The following is a 20,718-nucleotide window of genomic DNA, read 5'->3' as shown; positions in this document are numbered from 1 at the left end:
CGATGTGCGGCAGATCACAGGCTGCAGCGTCGTGCTGGGTACAAGCATAGGTGCTGCGGCCCGGCTTCGGTATTATTTGCACCACTTCCGGCCTCGGTGCCGCTCGTTTACGGAATTAGGGACAATTCATGCGTATCGGTCTTCTGACATCTCTGGCCCTGGCGGTGAGCGCCGGCTTCTGCTCACAGGCCTTGGCCAGTTCCGACGACACCTGCTACCCGCGTTGGTCAATGCTCAAGTACAGCCTCGACGGCTGCAGTAACCTCGCCTTCCTCAACCCGGGCAACGACAGCCGGGTCAACCTGCGCCTGTTGCTCGCCGACCAGAGCGCTTTGCCCCTGGCGCCCAACCCGTTGAGCAACGACGACCTGGGCGCGGGCTTCGGCCCGGTACCGTTCGCCACGACCCGCCTCGACGCCGCCCCTGAGCCGGTCGTCGGTGCAGAACCAGGCAAGCCCGTCGCCGCCCCGCTGGATGAGGCCCTGGGAAAACTCGGTATCACCCGCGAAAACGCCGACACCGCCGTCAGTTCGCTGCTGTCCGGCGAGGGTGGCCGCTGCCGCAGCAACGACACCGACAGCGCCACGACCTTTATCAACCAGTTGCTGGGCAGCAGCGAACTGCCCGACCCCGAGCGCCAGGCCCTGGCCCGCGCTCGCGTGCAGATGCTCGGCACCTGCGCCTGGGAGCCGGCGCAGCAAGCAAGCCTGGTGCCCGCCGTGCAATCGGCCCAGGGCCAGGCATTTGCCAGCTACCTGAACGGTGCCATCAGCTTCTATAGCGGGCGCTTCGCCGACGCCGCCCAGGCCTTCGCCAGCCTGGGCGAAAGCCCGCAACCCTGGCTGAAGGAAACCGCGCAGTACATGCAGGCGCGCACCGCCCTCAACCTGGCGCAACAGAACACCTTCGACAGCGACGGCATGCCGACCAAGGAAGAGGCCGACGCGGCCCAGCTGAAACTGGCCGAAGAAGGTTTCCAGCATTACCTCGGCACCTGGCCCGAGGGCCTCTATGCGACCTCCGCCCGCGGCCTGCTGCGCCGGGTCTACTGGTTGGCGGGGAATGCCGAAAAACAGGCGACCGAATACCTCTGGCAACTGGGCCAGGCCAAGGCCGAACAGCGCAACGTGACGCCTGACGAGCTGGTGCAGGAGATCGACAACAAGATGCTGTTCGGCGGCGGCAAGGTCGAGCAACCCTTGTTCCAGGCCCTCGACGACCTGATGGGCATGCGCCCCGGATACGGCGAGAACGCCACGCCCAAGCTGACCCTGGAAATCCTCCAGGCGCAGAAACCGATCTTCGCCGCGCAACCGGCGCTGTATGACTATTTGCAGGCGGCGTTCCAGCTGTATGTCGCGAAAAACCCGGAGCTGGCGCTCAAGAGCCTGCCGACCGAGATCCCGGCGAAACTCGACTACCTCGCCTTCAGCCAGCAGATGCTGCGCGGCCTGGCCCTGGACGCAAAACAGGACGTGAACGGTGCCGAGGCCCTCTGGCTGCAATTGCTGCCGCAAGTCCATCAGCCGCTGCAACGCGAGCAGGTCGAACTGGCCCTGGCCAATCACTACGAGCGCAACCAGCAGGTGGCCAAGGTCTTTGCCGCCGACTCGCCGATCAAGACCGCGCAGGTGCGCGCCATCCTGTTGCGGCATATCGCCGATGCCGGGCTGTTGCGTCAGGTCGCCCAGGGCGAAGCCTCCACCGAGCGGGATACAGCCCTGTTCGTATTGCTCTACAAGGACCTGCGCCTGGGCCATTACGCCGATTTCACCGCCGACCTCAAGCAGTTGCCGGCCGAGCCGTCCGACACCAAGTTGGGCGCCTCGTTGGGTTACACCTACAGTGGCGGTCAGCCGCTCAAGCTGTTCCGTTGGAGCGGTGCCAAGGCCGAGTCCGGCTATGCCTGCCCGACCATTGGCGAGACGGCGACGACCTTGCAAGCCGACGCGAAGCAGCCCCAGGCGCTGAACTGCCTGGGGGAATTCATCCTGCGCAACAGCCTGGACGGCATGCCGCTGGATAGCCAGCGCAGCGCGGATGAACTGGGCGGGACCGCGTCCTTGTTCAAGGGCACGACCTTCTCGCGTCTCGACGGTTACCAGAGCGTGATCGGCGATGCCAAAGCGTCGTCCACCGACAAGGCCTACGCACTGTTCCGCGCCATCAACTGCTATGCGCCCTCGGGCTACAACAGTTGCGGCGGGAAGGAAGTGACACCGGCGCAGCGCAAGGCCTGGTTCAAACAGCTTAAAACCAGCTATGCCAGCACCCAGTGGGGCAAGTCGCTGCAGTACTACTGGTAAGTGGCCGTGGGTCGCTGGCGCTGGCTGTTGCTGGCCGGGCTGCTGGCGTTGGCCGATGCCCGGGCGGCGGTCGATGCGCGGGACTACGACAGTTTCTGGCTGTGGAGCGGCGTCGCCCCGCAGCCGGTGCTGAGCCGGGCCAAGAGCCTTTACATCCTGCAAGGCCAGGTCAGCGAGTCGCGGCGCTCGCCGCAGCGGACGGTCAACTTTATCGCCCAGGGCATTGCCATTCCACGCCTGACCCGGGGCGAGGTCTGGGTGGTCTATCGCGCCCACACCCTGCGTTGGCCGGAGTCGGTCTATCAGCAGTTGCTTGGCCAGGTGAAACGCTGGCAACAGGCGGGCAATCCGGTGGTCGGCATCCAGATCGACTTCGATGCCCGCACCCGCTATCTCGACGAATATGCCGCTTTTTTGCGCGACCTGCGCCAGCGACTGCCGGCGGAGTTGCGCCTGAGCATCACCGGACTGATGGACTGGAGCAGCAATGCCGACCCGGCGGCCATCGCCCAACTCAAGGGCGTGGTGGATGAGGTGGTGGTGCAGACGTATCAGGGGCGGCACAGCATTCCCGATTACGCCGCGTATCTGCCACGGATGAACCGGCTGGGCGTGCCGTTCAAGATCGGTTTGATCCAGGGCGGCGAGTGGCAGGCACCGGGGTATTTGAAGGGGAATGAGTGGTTTCGGGGGTATGTGGTGTTTCTCCAGAACCCTTAGCGACCGGACAATTCCCTTTCCCTTGCCTGAAGTTTCCTAGAAAATCCTTTCGCCTTGCGCCTGCTGGAAGCGGTCACTAGTCTTCGTCCTATCGCTGCAAAATCAGCGATCGGGCGTGAGAACCCGTGCTCAGTAAGCGCATCAGCGCCACTTTCGTTACGAACGCCTTTTCATCAGAAAACGCTTCATGGCGGCTGTGCGCAGGCAGACTTCGGTCTGGCCGGTTGCCTACTGTCCGGTATTCTCACCCTGTGTACAGCTGCCACCCTTTGCCGCGTGAGAACGGCAAACGATGGCCCCTCATTACAGACATGTAGGAGCTGGACCATGGATAAAAGACTGACACCCGACCCGCCGATCACTTTCCCGGCATCACGTCGCGCAAAGACCGGAAAACCTCATTTCGATGCCGCTGCCGAACGCGCCTTTGCGCACTACGGGCTGCCGATGAGCGACGATCCGCTTAGACCTCACCCGACCTTCTCGCCCTCGCCCGCCCGTATCCCGTCGTTACTCAGCGTGGAAGACAAGCTGGTCAACGCACTGTCGATCCTGCAATCGGCGGCGGCCACGGCTTATGAGTCCGCCGACCAACTCGACGGGGCGAAGCGCAAGTTGGTGATGGGGACGGTGCATTTGATCGAGTTGGCGCAGTCGTGGGTGGACTCGGTGATCGATGAGACGTCGACAATGGGGACTACGGGCTGATCCAAAGTCTGTGGCGCCTGTCCCGCCGCCTTCGCGGGCAAGCCCTGCTCCTACAGTTTCGAGTCGGTCACAGATTTTGCGTACGACACAAACCTGTAGGAGCAGGGCTTGCCCGCGAAGACGGCGGGACAGGCACCACAAAATCAACGGGTGTTCATCACCTGCCGAGTGATGTCGACGACAGGACCTCAGGCATTGAGCCGAAAACTCTCCAGCCAGGCACCCAGCTCGGCCGCCCGCATCGGTTTGGAAATCAGAAACCCCTGCGCCACCTCATAGCCCTGGGCCTGGAGGATTTTTTGCTGGCCAAGGGTTTCCACCCCCTCGGCCACCACCCGCAACTCCAGGCTCTCGCCGATGCGAATCACAGCCTCGCTCAAGGCCTGGCTGGTCTCGTCGGTTTCCAGGTCGTGGACAAAACTGCGATCGAGCTTGAGCTCCTGGATCGGCAACCGCCGCAGGTAGCTCAAACTCGAATAGCCCGTGCCGAAGTCATCCATGGCCAGACGGACCCCAAGGGCATGAATCTCATCGATCGTGCACAAGGTATCCGGGTTGTTGTCCATCAACACACTCTCGGTGATCTCCACCGTCAGGTCCGCCGCCACCAGTCCGTTCTGCGACAAGGCCCGACTGATAAAACGTGGCAGATCACGGTTGTGGAAATTGGTCGGCGAGAGATTCACCGAAATGCTCGGCACCTTCAGGTGCTGACGACGCCAGCTCGCCAGCTGCCGACAAGCCTCACGCACCGACCATTGGCCGAACTCGCCGATCAGGCCGCACTCCTCGGCCATGGGAATGAATGTGCAGGGTGATACCTCGCCGAATTGCGGATGACTCCAACGCGCCAAGGCTTCGATGCCGCACAGGTCCTGATGGTTGAGATCGACCTGCGGCTGATACACCAGATGCAGCTGTTTGCGATCAATCGCCTCACGCAGAGCGGTTTCCAGGCTCAGCCGCCCCTTGGCCATCTGATCCAGCCCGTGACTGAAGAAACTGACGCTGCCCCGTGCGCTGGTCTTGGCCTGGTACATGGCAATGTCGGCCCGTTGCAGCAGGACCTCCATGGTCCGGCCATCCTCGGGAAACATACTGACGCCAATGCTGGCGGACGGCCTGAGGGTCACCCCGGCGATCTGGCACGGGACGCTCAGGCAGCTTTTGAGACTGACGAGAAGATCGGTCACTTGCTCCAGCGAGCATTGCGGCAATACCAGCACAAACTCATCGCCGGACAGCCGACAGACAATATCCTGCTTGCGTCGCCGCTCCTGCAAACGCCGGGCGATCATGCACAGGAACTCATCGCCCGCCGCATGCCCAAGGGAGTCGTTGACCTGCTTGAAGCGGTCCAGGTCAATGAAGACCACGGCCAGGCTGCTCTTGCTCCGCACCGAATCGGCAATCGCCTGGTCGGCCTTGGCGTGCAGCATATTGCGATTGGGCAGCCCGGTCAGGTCATCGTAAAACGCCAACTGACGAATATGCGCGCGGGACTCTTCGCGCTCCAGGGCCAGCGCACAGAGGTGGATCGTGGCATTCACCAGCAGTTGATCCAGCGGGCTCGGCTCACGCCTCTCCCGGTAGTAGAACGCGAAGGTCCCGAGCACCCGGCCAGAACTGGATTTGATCGGCGTCGACCAACAGGCCTTGAGCCCCAACGGAATCACCTTGTCGCGAAAACCTTCCCAGAACGGGTGATGAGCAATGTCCGCCACAACCACCGGCTCACCGCTGAACGCCGCCGTACCGCAAGACCCCACTTGCGGCCCGATGCGCAAGCCATCCAGCGCATTGGAGTAATGTTCAGGCAAGCTGGGGGCGGCCAGGGGGTGCAAGGTGCCCCCTTCGTCCACCCGCAGAATCGAAGCAATCACGTCAGGGGCAATCCGCTCGACTTCACGGCAGACCAACATCATCAAGGCCGCCAGTGATTCCTCTCGAACCATCGCTTCGAGCACTTTGTGCCGCAGGACTTCCGGCATTCGCGAATGAGTCACGTCAATCAGCACGCTGACGGTATGGGTCAGGTGACCGAGGCTATCGAGCACCGGATAGGTAGTGACATTGCACCAGACACGACGGCCATCATGGCGATAACCGAATTCCTGTGAGTGATATGCCTCACCGCGCCCCAACTGAGCACGGATGGCGGCGATATCTCCCACCTCGAAATAGGGGGCAATCAGGCTGATGGGCGTTCGTCCCACCACGGCGGCTTCGTCATAGCCGAACATCTCGGTGAACCCACCGTTGACGTAGCGGATCTGCCATTGGGCATCCGTGACGATGATTGCGTTTTCGGTGCTGTCGACCACCAGTGACAGTAGATACAGGCGTTCGCGCTCTTCATGCTGGACCGTGATGTCCTTGATGAAGGCGGTGTACATCAACTGGCCGTCGCTCTTGACCTTGGAGATGGACATCGCCCCCCAACGCCGGGCGCCGTCTTTGCGCTCGATCAGCACGTCGCGACTGGTGCCGACGATCTTGTTGAGGCCGCTGCGACGATTGGCATCGATGTAGCCGTCGTGCTCCGCACGGATCAACTGTGGCACCAGGATACTGACGTTCTGCCCGATCACCTCCTCCCGGCTGTACCCCCACAAGGCTTCGGCGGCAGCGTTGAACAGGATGACCCTGTTCTGGCTATCAATGACCACAACACTGTCGATGCTCTGCTCTAGGGTCTGGATGAAAACCTGGGAAAGATCCTGAATGTCAGGCATGGCGGTAGCCCACTCACGGGAAGGAAGACAAACACGGTGTCGGGCTCCTTCCCGGTGCTTCAGGACTTTGTTGATCGCCGCCCCACTCTTGCAGAGATCAGAGGGGGGTTGAATGGCCCTCCCTATCGATGCGCGACAGTAGTAAGGTCGTCATGTAAACACTAATATCAATATGCCTCCATCCGATCATCGGACTATTGACCCGCATCAAAGAACCCCAAAGGACAGATGTAATATCTTCGTCGCGACCCCGCGACGTAGGCGTTCTCAAAAGCATTCTCATTAGCTATAGCGCTGCATCCCCCAACGCTTCACCGTGATTCGCTCCAGGGTGTCGAACACCAGGTTCTCCACCAGCAGGCCGATCAGGATCACCACCGCCAGGCCAGCGAATACCTTGTCGGTGTAGAGCTCGTTGCGGTTCTGGAAGATGTACCAGCCCAACCCGCCCTTGCCGCTGGTGGCGCCGAACACCAATTCGGCCGCGATCAGGGTGCGCCAGGCAAACGCCCAGCCGATCTTCAACCCCGCGAGAATCGACGGCAACGCCGCCGGAATCAGGATGAACAGCACAAAACGCAAACCCTTCAAACCATAATTACGCCCCGCCATGCGCAAGGTCTCCGACACCCCGAGAAACCCGGCATAGGTATTCAGCGCCAACGCCCAGAGCACCGAGTGCACCAGCACGAAAATCAAACTGTTCTGCCCCAATCCGAACCAGAGCAACGCCAGCGGCAGCAACGCAATCGCCGGCAACGGGTTGAACATCGACGTCAGGGTACTCAGCAGGTCCCGTCCAAACTGGGTCGACACCGCCAATGTGGTCAAGGCGAACGCCAGGACGATCCCCAGCACATAGCCCTTGAGCAGCACCACCAGGGAAATCCCGACCTTGCTCAGCAACTCACCACTGATCAGGCCGTCGTACAACGCACTCGTCGTCTGCAGAAAACTCGGCAGCAACAGATCGTTGTTCTGATACCGCGCCGCGGCCTCCCAAAGCACCGCCAGCAAGATCAGGATCAGGCTCTTGCGTAACCAGCCCTGTTGCCACAACCGTTGCCCCAGAGGCAGTTCGCGCTCCAGCGGGACCTCGAGCAACGGCTCCAGGACCACTTCATATTCTTCACGCACAGGGGATGAAAGACTCATCGGGCATTCCTCCAGCCGCTCAATAGGCGATGCGGATATCGGCGAAATTCAGTTCGGTTTCAGCCTGCGGGGTTTCGTCGAACAGCAGCCGGTGGATCCGTCGCGCCGACGCCTGGAACTCGACGCCGCCCAGGCTGTGCAGGTTGTACTGATGGCTGTGGATCTCCGCCCGTACCCGACCCGGATGGGGTGACAACAGCAGAATGCGGTTGCCCACCACCAGCGCCTCTTCAATCGAGTGGGTGACGAACAGCAGGGTGAAGCGCACCTCCTCCCAGAGCTGCAGCAACTCCTCCTGCATCTTGCGCCGGGTCAAGGCGTCGAGGGCGGCGAAGGGCTCGTCCATCAGCAGGACTTTGGGTTGCATCGCCAGGGCCCGGGCAATCGCCACCCGGGCTTTCATACCGCCGGACAAGGTGTGCGGATAGGCATCGGCAAAGGCCGACAACCCGACCTTCTCCAGATAATGCAGCGCCCGCTCCTCCGCCTCCCGACGCTTGAGGCTGCCGGACGCCAGCAGCGGAAACATCACGTTCTGCTTGACGGTTTTCCAGGGCGGCAACTGGTCGAATTCCTGGAACACCACGATACGGTCCGGGCCCGGCTCGGTGACGGCCTGGCCTTGCAGGCGGATCTCGCCTTCACAGGGCCGGAGAAACCCGGCTACCGCCTTGAGCAAGGTCGACTTGCCACAGCCCGAAGGCCCGAGCAGCACAAAACGATCTTCACGGTCGACTTCAAAACTGACCTGATGCGTCGCCCGCACCACCCGCGCCGGCGTGCGGTATTCCAGGCTGACCTGGTCGACCGCCAGCAACGCCGGGGTGGCGACGCTCGGGTTGCTGGCCGTGTGGCCTTGCAAGGGGGCATTCATGTCGGTCAGCTCCCCTGCAACAGTTTGGCGTCCTCGAAGAAGTAGTCCTTCCACGATTCCGGCTTGTGCTTGATGGCGCCCACACGATAGAGGAACTCGGCCAGGGGGTAGGTGTTCTTCGGCGTCACGCTGAATTCGAACTGCGGGTTGTCGATGATTTTCAGCAGCGCCGCACGGTCGATCTTGGCCTTGGTCACCCGCAGGTAGGTGTCCGCCGCCGCGCCTTTGTCCTTCTGCGCGAACTCGGCCGCTTCGGCCAGGGCGTCAACGAAAGCCTTGTAGGTTTTCGGGTTGTCGTTGCGGAATTTCTCCGTGGCGAACAACACCGTCGGCGAGTTCGGCCCGAGCAGGTCGTAGCTGTTGAGCACCACATGCACGTTGGGGTTTTCCAGCGCCTGTTCCTGGAACGGCGGGTTGGAGAAGTGCCCGGTCAATTCGGTGCCGCCGGCGATCAGCGCCGCCGTGGCGTCGGGATGCGGGACGGCGACGGTGTATTTGTCCAGGCGATTGAATTCCTTGTCGCCCCACTGCTTGGCCGCGGCGTATTGCAGGAAGCGCGACTGCACGGAAACGCCAACCGCCGGCAAGGCGATGCGGTCCTGGTCGGTGAAGTCGGCGATGGTCTTGACCTTCGGGTTGTTGCTCACCAGGTAGTAGGGAAAGTTGCCCAGGGAAGCGACCGCCTTGACGTTCTGCTTGCCGTAGGTGCGATCCCAGATGGTCAGCAAGGGCCCGACACCCGCACCGGCGATATCCACCGAGCCGGAAAGCAGCGCGTCATTGATCGCCGCGCCGCCGGACAGCTGGGTCCAGTCGACCTTGATATCGATGCCTTCGGCCTTGCCGTATTTCTCGATCAGGTGCTGGTCGCGGACCACGTTGAGCAACAGGTAGACAATGCCGAACTGTTCGGCGACGCGGATCTCGCCCTCGGCCTGTGCCGTGGCAGGCGCCAGCAGGCTGCCGGCCAACAGGCTCAAGCCGAGGCCGACGGCGGTGGTGAGACGGCCAAGTTTCGGCCACAACGCAAAGGGTGCAGGCATGGGGATGCTCCTTAAAGCGATCAGATCAGAACGGGGCATCGCCCTGGATGGTGGTGCGGTAGAGCTTGCGCCGCAGGTAACTCGGGCAACCGGCAGCCAGGTGCACCAGCGAACGGTTATCCCAGAACACCAGGTCGTGGGGCTGCCACTGATGGCGGTAGATGTTTTCCGGCAACACGCTGTGGGCATACAGCTCGCTCAGCAGCTGGCGGCTTTCGTCTTCCGGCAGGCCGACAATCCGCGTGGTGAAACCCTCGCTGACGAACAACCCCTTGCGCCCGGTTTCCGGGTGGGTACGCACGATGGGATGCACCACCTCGGCGACCTGGGCCAGTTGTTCAGGGGTCAGGGTCGGCCGCCAGTTGCCTTCGAATTTGGTCTCGCTGTAACGCGCCGTGTAGGAGTGCGCCGCCGAACGGCCTTCGATCGCCTTGCGCAGGGCCTCGGGCAAGCTGTCCCAGGCCTTGTGCTGGTCGGCAAACAGGGTGTCGCCGCCTTCGGATGGCAGCTCTTGGGCGTGCAGCATCGAACCGAGGCTCGGCAGCTCCTTATAGGAGAGATCGGAATGCCAGAACTTGCCCGCATCGCCCAGGCCGATGTTCTGGCCGTTTTCGACGATGTTGGAAACGATCAGGATCTCCGGGTGCCCCGCCAGCAGGAATTGCTTGAGCACATGAATCTGCAACACGCCAAACCGGCGGCTGAAGGCGATCTGCTGTTCGGGACTGATGCGCTGGTCGCGGAACACCACCACAGGGTGATCCAGGTGCGCACGGTGAACGCGCGCAAAGTCCTCGGCATTGAGCGCCTGGCTCAAGTCGAGGCCGACGATTTCAGCGCCCACCGATCCATCAAAGGGGCGGACGTCGAAGTGCTGTGCCGGGGCATCAGCGGTGGTCGAAACGGAAGAAGCCAGGGACATGGAAGGACTCCTGCGCAGGGCACGCTCAGAGGTGCACTTGGTGATCAGACACTCACGCGGGTCGCGTGTGGGTTCAGTTCATACGGCCCACCCAAGGGTCGGTGAGCACGCAGAAATATGACGATATAGATATAAGAGAGATAACTTAAATACTATTAAGGAATATCAATAGGGCCTTTTTCATAAGCGCCCCGGCGCCGAGCCGGTGAGAGGCGATGATTTTTTCACGTGCCCCGAGGACCTCTCCGACACATCCGGATACCTTGAAAACCCGGGTTCTGGAACCTTGTGCAAAACACTGGAGCCGCGGGAAGCAATACGCATCGCCAAGAGGGCGAGTCCCTACAGCCACTTGGGAATCGATTGATAGTTTCAGTGAGGGCTGGTGAAAGAGAATGGCACCATGCAATCATCCGTTATCGCGTGCCTCAGGCGCAGAGAATGGACGGTTTGACAAGCACCCGGGCAGCTTCTAGTGTGCCATCGGATCACCCTTCAACCTTGTTCAAAACAGAGTAGTCGCGTGGCGGAAAAACCGAATCCCTTGAACAGCGTTCACGTCAATGGACCCATACCCGCCCATCTGGCCCGGGCGGTGATTGAGGAGACCTTGCGCAACGCCATCCTGGACGGGCGTCTTCCCTGTGGCCTGGCCTTGCGCCAACAGGAACTGGCGACGCTGTTCGGCGTCAGCCGCATGCCCGTGCGTGAAGCCCTGCGCCAGCTCGAAGCCCAGGAACTCCTGAATGTGGTGCATCACAAGGGGGCCGTGGTTGCCCCTTTGATCGTCGATAATTCCATCGAAGCCTACGACTTGCGGATCCTCCTGGAGACCGAGGCCCTGCGCCTGTCGGTGCCCCTGCTCGATGACAACGACTTCAAGCAGATCGAGGCCTATATCGATCTGCTGGAAACCGAACAGGACTATACCCAGGTCGGACGGCTCAATCGCCTGTTCCACATGGGGCTCTACAGCAAGGCCCCCAATCACAAACTGTTGAAGCTGATCGAGCAGGGCCTGGTGGAAGAAGAACGCTTCCTGCGTTTCAACCTGTCCGCCATGGGGCTGGGCAAACTCTCCCAGGATGACCATCGCGCCCTTCTCAGCGCTGCTCGGGCCGGCGAGATCGAGGTGTGCGTGGAGAATCTGCGACACCACCTGCAACGCGGCATTGAAGTGATTCTGCGTTATCTGGCCCAGGCCCGGTCTTGACCCCTGAGCCGATACGCCTGTTGGGCCCGGGGTCTGCTGTTCTATCGATGTGCATGGCAGCCCACAGGCTGATGAGACGGGTTGTCGGTGAGCGATAACAACACCGCCGACAAGCTGCCATCAGCTGTTTTCCATGATTTGTGAAAAAGGTCGTGGGCGCACGCCCTGCCACGCGGGATGACCCTATCTATTCACCGCTTCGGACAGGTTTCGCCTCTTCCGGCGATAGCAGAACTGTCCGTTTGGGCACAGGCTTGCTCACCGATAATCAATTGACGAGCGACGTACGGCTCTGCGCATGCAACTTTCGGATTACATCACTCAACCAAGGAGCACTTCCACGCGCCGGAAGTACGGATCAGCCGTGTCTCGGCCACGCCTATCAAACTATTAATCCATCCCATTGAGAGCCAGTTGAATGAGGCATTCCATCATTCATTTAAATTCTGATCGTTATTATTCGGAAGGGGCACTCTCACCCCTAAAAACACGGCATCGCCAGTGTTATCGGGGACACTCATCTATTAAAAAGTGCCACTTACAATTGTTCTAAAAATAACTTGATCCGCGCTGATTATTTGTATTAATTTTTAATGGCTTTCGGGCAACCCCTGTCGCCAAGGCCTTAGCCAGCCTAGACATAGGCGCCCGGCAACACCAAACAAAATACGCTCAAAACGCTTGCACGATGACACTTTGGCGTACGTTAAATACGCCGTGATCCCTCTCGATACTTTCAATTTCTTATTGAGGACTCTGTTCGTCCGCCCGTTAGCCAATGCAACACCGTGACACCGCCATACCGTATAGAAAACACCGTGCAACCTGTCACAGCCCTTTCAACTTCGCAGACACGTGGTGAATATTAATGAGCGCACTAAAGCACCTTCTCGACGCCCGTAAAGAACAACTGACCCAACATCCTGTATTCAGTGAGATTCATTCACTTTCACTCCTTCGACGGTTCATGGAAGTCCATGTCTTTGCGGTCTGGGACTTCATGTCGTTGACCAAGCGCTTGCAACAGGAACTGACCTGTACCACTTTGCCCTGGCTGCCGCCCAGGGACCCCCAGGCCGCACGCCTGATCAATGAAATTGTCCTTGGCGAGGAATCGGACCAACGCGAAGGCCCCGGCCATTGCAGCCACTTCGAGTTGTATCTGGAAGCCATGCGCGAGGTGGGCGCCAGCACGGCCGCCATCGAGCACTTCATCGAACTGCTGCGTGAAGGCGTGACGGTCGACACCGCGCTGCGCACGGTGAACGCCGCGCCGATGGTGATCGGCTTTGTCAGAAACACCCTCGATATCGCCCTCCACGCCTCGGCGCATCAGGTAGCCGCGGCCTTTCTGCACGGCCGGGAAAGTGTCATCCCGCAGATGTTCCAGCGGATTCTCGATGAGTGGGGCATCGATCACGCCCAGGCCCCGACGTTGCGCTACTACCTGCAACGGCATATCGATGTCGACTCCGAGGACCACGGGCCGGCGGCCGAACACTTGCTCGAACGCCTGGTGGGCGGTCAGCCGCAACGCGAGGCGGAGATCTACAGCGCCGCCCTGGCCGCCGTGGACAGCCGCCTGGCGCTGTGGGACGGCTTGCAACTGAGCCTGAGCGAACGCGCCGTCGAGGTGGCCCTCTCATGAACGCCGTCGACTACACCTCCTTCGCCGATGCCTGGGAAAGCCGCGCCAGCATCCGCACCCGCCCACGGCGCCTGCTCGAGGACGACGATCGGCTGATCTATCCCCTGAGCCGCCAGCCCCTGGTCAGCAGCGAGAGTTTCCTCACCCTGTGTCCGGAGCAGCGGGATTTCGTGCTGCTGCAGAGCCTCTACAAATTCATCAATGACGTGGTGATTTTCGAGACCGATATCGTCGACCGCACCGCCCGCAGCATTGCCAAGGGGCGCTTCCCGATCCGCTTTCCGTTCGCCTGTCGTTATGACGCCATGACCGTGGTGGTGGACGAGGACTATCACGCCCTGGTGGCCATGGACTTCATGCAGCAGACCGTGGCCATGACCGGCATCGAACCCCTTGAGCTGCCCGAGGAAATCGAACTGAGCCGGGCGATCCCGGCGGCCATGGGGATGGCCCCCGAGCACCTGCAAGCGGCCATGGAGCTGATCTGCGTGGCGATCTCGGAAAACACCGTGACCAACGATGTCGCGGCCTTTGCCAAGGACGACACGATCAAACCCTCGATCAAGGGCCTGATGGCCGACCACCTGCTCGACGAAGGCCGGCATGCCGGGTTCTGGACGCGCCTGGTGCGGATCTACTGGCAGACCGCGAGTGAGGACGACCGCGACCTGATCGCGCAGATCCTGCCGGTGTTCATCGTCCATTACCTGACCAACGACATCCAGAAAGCCTTCGACTTCCGCGTGATCGAGCACCTGCCGGTGAGCGAGGCGATTCGCCAGGAACTCAGGCGCGAGGCATTGGGGCTGGCGTATCCGATCAATCGCCACCATCCGCTGGTGATCAATATCGTGCGCTTTCTGCGTAACAGCTCGCTGCTCGATTCGCCCTGTGTTCAGGACGCCTTGAGCGACTACCTGATCTAGCCAAGGAGATCATCATGAGACGTCTCACCCTTTTGCTCGTCGGCAGCAGCCAGGCGCTGGATGAATTGCTCCGCGAGCTGGAACAGCACGGTCATTCGATTCAACGCCTGAGTCACGCACAGGCCATCGAAGCACAACCGCCGGGCGCGGCGGATCTGTTGATCGAAGATGGCAGCCTGGTGCTGCCCACCAGTTGGCGGCGCGACCTCGGCGCCTGCATTCACCTGGCCCTGCGCCTGGAACAAGGGCCCGTGGCGCCCCAGGGCCTGCCCGCACTCAGCCTGCTTTGTCGGCTGGTCGAGGATGCCGGGAGCCGCCTGATCCAGCGCCTGGGGGTTGATCAGGACGGCTCCGGAAACGGCCAGGCGCTACGCCTCGCCGCAGTCCAGGCATTGGTGGAGCGGGTGGCCTTGCAGGTCAGCCGCTATTCCCGTGACGCCGAATACTTTGCCGAGGCCGCCACGTTGCCATCGGCGTCGGAGCACCCGGAACAGGATCTGCGCAGGCTTGAGACGCTGGCTTTCGAACACCGTCTCAACCAGACCGCCCGCCCCGAGTTGCTTGCCCTGGCCCAGGTGTCGGTCATCGAGCATATCGAAAGCAGCCTGCTGCGTTTCGCCGAACGCCCCGCGCTGACCCTGGACGGGGTGTCGCTGACCTACCGGGAACTGCACGACCTGAGCCGGACGATCCAGCAAAGTCTGCTGGCCCGGCTCGATGCCCTGGGACCGTTCACCGAACCGCCGGTGATCGGGCTCTGCCAGCACAAGAGCCCCGCGTTGTATGCCAGCATCCTGGCGATTCTCGGGGCCGGCGCGGTGTATCTGCCGCTGGACCCGGGCCACCCGCTGCAACGCCAACTGTTCGTTCTCAAGGATGCCGGCGCCAGCCTGCTGCTGCATGACGGACAATCTTCCCTGGCCGAACAGCTGCCGGCCCTGGATGTCCGTGGCCTGGCGCAAAAACCGACTGATCAGCCCCTGGTGCGCCAGGCACGCGCCCCCCAGGCACCCTGCCTGGCGCTCTACACCTCGGGCACCACCGGACAGCCCAAGGGCGTGCTGCTCAGCCAGCACAACCTCAGCCACTTCACCGCCTGGTATGCCGACTATGTGCAGCTCAGCGAAACCAGTCGGGTGCTGCAGTTCTCCACCCTGAGTTTCGACTCGTCGCTGATCGACATCTTCCCGACCCTGGTCAGCGGCGCGGCGCTGGTGGTGCCGACTGAAGACCAGCGTCGCGATCCCTTGCAACTGCTGGCGCTGATTCGCGGGCAACGGCTCAGCCATGCCTTCCTGCCGCCGGCACTGCTGAGTATCCTGCCGCTGGACACGCCCCTGGGCCTGAGCCATGTGATGACCGGCGGTGACGTGTGCGAACCGGATGTCATCGAGAAGCTCTCGACCCAGTGCCATTTCTACAATCTCTATGGCCCTACCGAGACCACCGTGCTGGTCACCGCCAGGCGCTTCCAGCCCGGCTCCGGCAATCGCAGCCTGGGCCAGGCCATCGCCAACAGCCAGGTGCTGATTCTCGACGAACAGCGCCAGCCAGTCGCCGAGCAGACCGTCGGCGAGCTGTATATCGCCGGCCCCGGGGTCGGCCTCGGTTACCTGAACAATCCCGACAAGACGGCGGACAGTTACCTGCAACTGGCGCTGGGCCAGGGCGAAAGCCTGCGTGCCTACCGCACCGGCGACATGGCCAAGTGGACCGGCGAAGGCATCGAGCTGTGCGGGCGCCGGGACAACCAGGTGAAGATTCGCGGCTTCCGGGTCGAGCCGGAGGAGATCGAGCAGTGCCTGCGCGACAGCCGGCTGTACCGCCAGATCGCGGTGGTCATCGATCCCCGGCGGCGGGTGCTGGCCTTTATGAGCCAGCCGCAGTCTGTCGGCGGCCAGGACGCCCTCAGGCAGCATGCCGAGCGCTACTTGCCGGACTATATGCAACCGACCGTCTACACCGAGCTGGCCAGCCTGCCTTCGGCCAGCAACGGCAAGATCGACCGCGCGGCGTTGCTCAAGCTGCCGGTGGAGACGCCCGAAAACAGCCGCCGCCGGTTACCCGCCACGGCGGACGAAAGTCGCCTGCTGGAACTCTGGGCCGAGCTGCTGGAACTGCCTGTCGAAGATATCTCCACCGACGAGAGCTTCTTCAACCTGGGCGGCCACTCGATCCTGTTGTCGAAAATGCTGCTGGGTATTCGCGAGCAGTATGGCCGGGGTATCTCCATCAACCGCTTTATCGAGGAACCGACCCTGTGCCGCCTGGCGATGCTGGTCGGTGGCGCCGCCACCAGCCAGGCCCTGAGCGAGCAGATCCTGATCGATGTCGAGCGGGAACTGGGCCTCAACGTATTACCCGCTGATCGCGCTGGCGATGTGAACAAGGTGGTGGTGACCGGCGCCAACAGTTTTGTCGGCGTGCACCTGGTCGAAGCGCTGCTGGCCGGCGGGGCCGTCGAGGTCGCCTGCCTGGTCCGCGACAGCGCCGCGGAACCGGCGGCCGAGCGCTTTGCCCGGGCCCTGCGGGAAAACCGCCTGGAGCACCTGGATCTGAGCCGGGTGCGGGTCCATGCCGCCGACCTGACCCGTCCTCTGTTGGGGCTCGCCCCGGCGGTCTATGAACGGATCGATCGCGAGTTCGGCGCCCTGGTGCACAACGCGGCCAACGTCAACCACGTGCTCGACTACGAGTCGCTGGCACCCGATAACGTCGATCCGCTGTTCGAATGCCTGCGCCTGTGCGAGGGGCGCAGCAAGAAGATCTTCAACTTCATCTCGACGCTGTCGGCCTCCAGCAGTACCGATGCCGAGGGTCGGGTGCTCGAGCAACCGGCGGCCCAGACACCGCCGATCTATATCCGCAACGGCTACAACCTGAGCAAGTGGGTCGGCGAGCGGATCCTGCAACGGGCCCGCGAGCAAGGCGCCTGGGCCAACCTCTACCGGCCCGGCAATATCAGCTTCAACAGCCGCACCGGGGTCAGCCAGCCCCACAAGAACCGATTGATGCTGATGCTCAAGGGCTCGCTGCAGTTGGGCCAGGTGCCCGCCCTGGAGCTCAATTTCGACCTGATGCCGGTGGACTTCCTCGCCCGCTTCATCGCCGTGCACTGCCGACGTACCAGCGCCCACGGGGTGTTCAACCTGCATAACCCGCAACCCCTGAGCTGGGCCGACTACATGGCCTCGTTCCGTGAAGCCGGCCATGACTTCCAGCTGGTCAGTGTCGCCGACTGGCAGCGCCAGTTACACCGGGTCGACAGCAACAATGCGCTGTTCGAAGTCCTCGGTTTCTACCTCAACGGTTTCGAAGAGGACATCGGCGATATCTCGGCCATCGGCCATGCCCATGCCGCCGCAGCCGTGCGCGAGATGGGCGAGCAATACCCGGCCAAGACCCCGGCGCTGCTGCGCAAGGGCTGCGACTACCTCAAACAGATTCAATTCATCTGATTCACCCCCACCCACAAGGAGTTACATCATGAATAACCTGCAACCCGATAGCCTGATCCGCAATCCACAAGGCAGCCCGGTGATTTCATCGGTGGAAGTGGCCCGCGACGCCGCTACGGTCTGGGCCGTGGTCGGCGATTTCGGTGGCTTTGCGGCGTTTATCACGGCGCTGGAGCGCATCGAGATCACCGGCGAAGGCGTCGGCTCGCTGCGCAAGAAGTTCTTCAAGGACGGTAACCTGGTGGTCGAGCAGCTCAACTCGCGGGACGAGCAGGCACGGCGGATGACCTGGACGACGATCTACAACACCCTGGGGGTTGGCCAGCTGTGGGCGTCGATGACGGTCGAGGCGCTGGATGCGGACCGCAGCCGCGCAACCTGGACCATCATTGCCGAACCGGCCAGTGGTGGTGAGGAGGCGCTGCCGGGGTTCCGCAGTTTTGTTCAGGGGTTTGCCGATGATGCGATGAACAATGTGCGGACGTTGTTGGCCTGATCAAGTTAGGCGCCTGCCGTCAGGTGTCGCCTGCGGCCTGCTGAACAACAGCCGCTCTCTGTGGGAGTGGTGCTTGCCCGCGAAGCTTTTGGCGTCCTTGAGGCCGCCTTCGCGAGCAAGCTCTGCTCCCACACAAGCCCTGCTCCCACAAGAGAGGGGGTCAACACAGGTATCGCGGGATCAGATCCTGAAACTGTCCACCAACTGCTTCAACCGTCCGGCCTGCTGCGCCAAGGCATCGCAATCCTTCAAGGTTTCATTCAGGTTGGCCACACCCTGCTGGTTCAGCAGGTTGATCTGGTTGATATCGACGTTGAGGGTTTCCACCACCGCGGTCTGCTCCTCGGTCGCAGCCGCCACCGACTGGTTCATCCCGTCGATCTCGGTAATCCGCTGGGTCACGCTGACCAGACGGGCACCGGCCTGGTTGGCGACTTCAACGCTCTCTTCGCTGGACACCTGGCTGGCGTTCATGGTCGTCACCGCTTCCCGCGAACCGACCTGCAGCGAGGTGATCATCTTGTGGATTTCCTCCGCCGATTCCTGGGTCCGGTGGGCCAGGTTACGCACCTCATCGGCCACCACGGCAAACCCGCGTCCCGCTTCGCCCGCCCGCGCCGCTTCAATCGCCGCGTTGAGGGCCAGCAGGTTGGTCTGCTGGGAGATGCCCTTGATCACATCAAGAATGTGCCCGATGTTATCGGTGCTGGCGTTCAGCGTTTCGATCTGGGTGCAGGACAGGCTGATCTTCTGCGACAGCTCGGTCATCGCCAGGATGGTTTTTTCCACCACCTGACGCCCGTCGTCCGCCTGCTCGCTGGCGCCACTGGCGTGTTGCGAAGCATCGGCGGCGTTGCGGGCGATCTCCTGGGTGGCCGCCCCCAGCTCGTTGATGGCCGCCGCCACGCTGTTGGTCCGTGCGCTCTGCTCATCGGACCCGATGATCGAGGCATTCGAGGAGTTCATCACCCGCTGGGACAGGTCGTGCACCTGGCGCGTGGCCGAGGACACTTCACTGATGGAGGCGTGGATGCGCTCGACGAACTGGTTGAAGGAACCGGCGAGCTCGCCGAACTCGTCCCGGTTCTCGATGCTCAGGCGGCGGGTCAGGTCGCCCTCGCCCTGGGCGATGTCCTGCATCGCACGACCCATGGTGGTCAACGGACGCATCAGGAACTGGATCAACAGGGTCAGCAGCACCGCGATCGCCACCACGGCAATCAACATCGCGATCAACGCCGAAGTCCGGAACTTGCTCAGTGGCGCGTAGGCCTTGTCCCGGTCGATGGACAGGCCGATATACCAGTCCGCCGAAGGCAGGCCCACCACCGGTGTGAACGAGATAATCCGTTCCTGGTTGTTCAGGGTGACTTCCTGGATGCCCTTGGTAATCCGCAGCCCGGAGTTCGGGTAGAGGTCCTTGAGGTTCTTCATCACCTGGTCTTTGTCCGGGCTGACGATTACCTGCCCGTCGCCGCTGACCAGGAAGGCCTGGCCAATCCCGCCGAAGTCCACCGAGTTGATGATCTTCACCAGGGTCTCCAGGCTCAGGTCACCCCCCACCACACCGAGCAATTGCCCGTTGCTCTTCACCGGCAGGGCGATGGTCACCACCAGGCCGCCGACCGAGGCCATATAGGGCGGAGTGAGCATGGTCTTGTCCGCCACGACAGCGGATTTGTACCAGGGGCGCTGACGTGGATCGTAGCCGTCGGGCATCTTCGCGTCAGGACGCTGGGTGAAGGTGCCATCGGTCTGACCGACATAGGTGAACTGGAAGTTGGAGGTCAATGCCGGTTGATCGACCAGGCCCGGGTAATCGGCCTTGCTGCCCTGATGGGCCAGGTTCTGCGCCAGGTTCTCCAGTACCAGGATCCGCCCGCCCAACCAGTTCTGCACGCTGCTGGCGGTCAGGTCACCGGCTTGCTGGACGGAGGACTCGAGATTCTGCCGGATGGTACTGCGCTGTAGATAGTCGTTGTAGAACGTGAACAGCGCAAAGGCGAGAACCACGACACCGGAGGCGGCCAAAAGGATTTTATGGCTGAATTTCAGATTCATTTCATGGACTTCTTATTATGCCGAAAATGGGGATGCGTGCGGGTGCAACACTCGTTGGGGGGCGCAGGCAGCGTTCTATGACTGCTCCACTTTGGTGCACGCATCATTCACCATACTGTCGGCACCATGGGATGAAAACTTAGCTCATTTCAGGAAATGTCTGGAGGATTTTTTGCACGCCCAAAACAAAACCCCCGTCTGCGTGAGCAGACGGGGGTTTCGGAATTCAATCTTGACGATGACCTACTCTCACATGGGGAAACCCCACACTACCATCGGCGATGCATCGTTTCACTGCTGAGTTCGGGATGGGATCAGGTGGTTCCAATGCTCTATGGTCGTCAAGAAATTCTGTGGCCAGACCCGCCACCGGAGGGCGTGTCAGCAAAATCGGGAACTTCTACTAAAACAAAACCCCAACTGCTTTCGCAATTGGGGTTTCGGAATTTAATC

At 61.7% G+C, this 20,718-nt stretch carries 14 protein-coding genes and 1 rRNA gene; 8 read left to right on the top strand and 7 right to left on the bottom strand.

The genetic code is table 11. The features are described from left to right. Positions 1-128: 128 nt before the first annotated feature. From M5C01_RS27820 to M5C01_RS27810, 3 genes are all read left to right on the top strand, one after another. Positions 129-2,306 (top strand): outer membrane assembly lipoprotein YfiO, encoded by a 2,178-nt coding sequence (locus M5C01_RS27820; protein ID WP_152741830.1) that lies wholly within the window; start codon positions 129-131, stop codon positions 2,304-2,306. Between the two features lie 6 nt (positions 2,307-2,312). Then, on the top strand, positions 2,313-3,026 hold the full coding sequence (locus M5C01_RS27815; RefSeq protein WP_178129996.1) for a DUF3142 domain-containing protein: 714 nt from the start codon (positions 2,313-2,315) through the stop codon (positions 3,024-3,026). A 327-nt stretch (positions 3,027-3,353) separates the two neighbouring features. Beyond that, positions 3,354-3,734: a hypothetical protein gene (locus M5C01_RS27810; RefSeq protein ID WP_152741831.1), complete on the top strand. Its 381-nt coding sequence runs from the start codon at positions 3,354-3,356 to the stop codon at positions 3,732-3,734. A gap of 188 nt (positions 3,735-3,922) precedes the next feature. On the opposite strand, the gene M5C01_RS27805 is transcribed toward M5C01_RS27810, so the two are convergent. The 5 genes from M5C01_RS27805 to M5C01_RS27785 all read right to left on the bottom strand — a co-directional run bounded on the left by M5C01_RS27805 (position 3,923) and on the right by M5C01_RS27785 (position 10,463). Continuing rightward, on the bottom strand, positions 3,923-6,469 hold the full coding sequence (locus M5C01_RS27805; RefSeq protein WP_152741832.1) for an EAL domain-containing protein: 2,547 nt from the start codon (positions 6,467-6,469) through the stop codon (positions 3,923-3,925). Positions 6,470-6,751: 282 nt separating this feature from the next. Beyond that, a complete protein-coding gene (locus tag M5C01_RS27800; protein ID WP_103499538.1) occupies positions 6,752-7,624 on the bottom strand; it encodes an ABC transporter permease in 873 nt (290 codons plus the stop codon). A 19-nt stretch (positions 7,625-7,643) separates the two neighbouring features. Next, positions 7,644-8,498, bottom strand: coding sequence for an ABC transporter ATP-binding protein (locus M5C01_RS27795; RefSeq protein WP_152741833.1), 855 nt, complete (start codon positions 8,496-8,498; stop codon positions 7,644-7,646). A gap of 5 nt (positions 8,499-8,503) precedes the next feature. Further along, the gene (locus tag M5C01_RS27790) at positions 8,504-9,541 is read right to left on the bottom strand and encodes an ABC transporter substrate-binding protein (RefSeq protein WP_152741834.1); all 1,038 of its coding nucleotides are present in this window, start codon (positions 9,539-9,541) and stop codon (positions 8,504-8,506) included. A 25-nt stretch (positions 9,542-9,566) separates the two neighbouring features. Further along, on the bottom strand, positions 9,567-10,463 hold the full coding sequence (locus M5C01_RS27785; RefSeq protein WP_152741835.1) for a TauD/TfdA family dioxygenase: 897 nt from the start codon (positions 10,461-10,463) through the stop codon (positions 9,567-9,569). A 523-nt stretch (positions 10,464-10,986) separates the two neighbouring features. Between M5C01_RS27785 and M5C01_RS27780 the strand changes: the two genes are divergently transcribed. The 5 genes from M5C01_RS27780 to M5C01_RS27760 all read left to right on the top strand — a co-directional run bounded on the left by M5C01_RS27780 (position 10,987) and on the right by M5C01_RS27760 (position 18,204). Beyond that, entirely contained in the window at positions 10,987-11,676 is a 690-nt protein-coding gene (locus tag M5C01_RS27780; RefSeq protein WP_103499534.1) for a GntR family transcriptional regulator, read from the top strand. A gap of 868 nt (positions 11,677-12,544) precedes the next feature. Next, entirely contained in the window at positions 12,545-13,324 is a 780-nt protein-coding gene (locus M5C01_RS27775; protein ID WP_103499533.1) for a DUF3050 domain-containing protein, read from the top strand. Further along, positions 13,321-14,250 carry a diiron oxygenase gene (locus M5C01_RS27770; protein WP_103499532.1) on the top strand — a complete coding sequence of 310 codons (930 nt, stop codon included), beginning with the start codon at positions 13,321-13,323 and terminating at the stop codon, positions 14,248-14,250. Before M5C01_RS27775 ends, M5C01_RS27770 begins: the two co-directional genes overlap by 4 nt. A gap of 14 nt (positions 14,251-14,264) precedes the next feature. Further along, a complete protein-coding gene (locus M5C01_RS27765; RefSeq protein ID WP_152741837.1) occupies positions 14,265-17,708 on the top strand; it encodes an amino acid adenylation domain-containing protein in 3,444 nt (1,147 codons plus the stop codon). Between the two features lie 28 nt (positions 17,709-17,736). Further along, the gene (locus tag M5C01_RS27760) at positions 17,737-18,204 is read left to right on the top strand and encodes an SRPBCC family protein (protein ID WP_103499530.1); all 468 of its coding nucleotides are present in this window, start codon (positions 17,737-17,739) and stop codon (positions 18,202-18,204) included. A 180-nt stretch (positions 18,205-18,384) separates the two neighbouring features. Here the strand turns inward: M5C01_RS27760 and M5C01_RS27755 are convergent, their stop codons facing one another. Together M5C01_RS27755 and rrf are read right to left on the bottom strand one after the other, a co-directional pair. Beyond that, positions 18,385-20,265, bottom strand: a complete 1,881-nt coding sequence (locus tag M5C01_RS27755; protein ID WP_103499820.1) for a methyl-accepting chemotaxis protein — start codon at positions 20,263-20,265, stop codon at positions 18,385-18,387. A 230-nt stretch (positions 20,266-20,495) separates the two neighbouring features. Beyond that, a 5S ribosomal RNA gene (gene rrf, locus M5C01_RS27750) occupies positions 20,496-20,611 on the bottom strand. Between the last annotated feature and the right edge of the window lie 107 nt (positions 20,612-20,718).

It is taken from the genome of Pseudomonas sp. MWU12-2319 (genome assembly GCF_023242525.1).
Lineage (GTDB): Bacteria > Pseudomonadota > Gammaproteobacteria > Pseudomonadales > Pseudomonadaceae > Aquipseudomonas > Aquipseudomonas gingeri_D.
This window is presented reverse-complemented; position numbering and strand designations above follow the sequence as displayed.

Excerpts from the sequence above, each read along its gene's own strand:
- M5C01_RS27755 (WP_103499820.1), bottom strand. The coding sequence starts at position 20,265 with ATGAATCTGAAATTCAGCCATAAAATCCTTTTGGCCGCCTCCGGTGTC.
- M5C01_RS27790 (WP_152741834.1), bottom strand. The coding sequence starts at position 9,541 with ATGCCTGCACCCTTTGCGTTGTGGCCGAAACTTGGCCGTCTCACCACC.
- M5C01_RS27770 (WP_103499532.1), top strand. The coding sequence starts at position 13,321 with ATGAACGCCGTCGACTACACCTCCTTCGCCGATGCCTGGGAAAGCCGC.
- M5C01_RS27795 (WP_152741833.1), bottom strand. The coding sequence starts at position 8,498 with ATGAATGCCCCCTTGCAAGGCCACACGGCCAGCAACCCGAGCGTCGCC.
- M5C01_RS27760 (WP_103499530.1), top strand. The coding sequence starts at position 17,737 with ATGAATAACCTGCAACCCGATAGCCTGATCCGCAATCCACAAGGCAGC.
- M5C01_RS27800 (WP_103499538.1), bottom strand. The coding sequence starts at position 7,624 with ATGAGTCTTTCATCCCCTGTGCGTGAAGAATATGAAGTGGTCCTGGAG.
- M5C01_RS27775 (WP_103499533.1), top strand. The coding sequence starts at position 12,545 with ATGAGCGCACTAAAGCACCTTCTCGACGCCCGTAAAGAACAACTGACC.
- M5C01_RS27765 (WP_152741837.1), top strand. The coding sequence starts at position 14,265 with ATGAGACGTCTCACCCTTTTGCTCGTCGGCAGCAGCCAGGCGCTGGAT.
- M5C01_RS27810 (WP_152741831.1), top strand. The coding sequence starts at position 3,354 with ATGGATAAAAGACTGACACCCGACCCGCCGATCACTTTCCCGGCATCA.
- M5C01_RS27805 (WP_152741832.1), bottom strand. The coding sequence starts at position 6,469 with ATGCCTGACATTCAGGATCTTTCCCAGGTTTTCATCCAGACCCTAGAG.
- M5C01_RS27785 (WP_152741835.1), bottom strand. The coding sequence starts at position 10,463 with ATGTCCCTGGCTTCTTCCGTTTCGACCACCGCTGATGCCCCGGCACAG.
- M5C01_RS27820 (WP_152741830.1), top strand. The coding sequence starts at position 129 with ATGCGTATCGGTCTTCTGACATCTCTGGCCCTGGCGGTGAGCGCCGGC.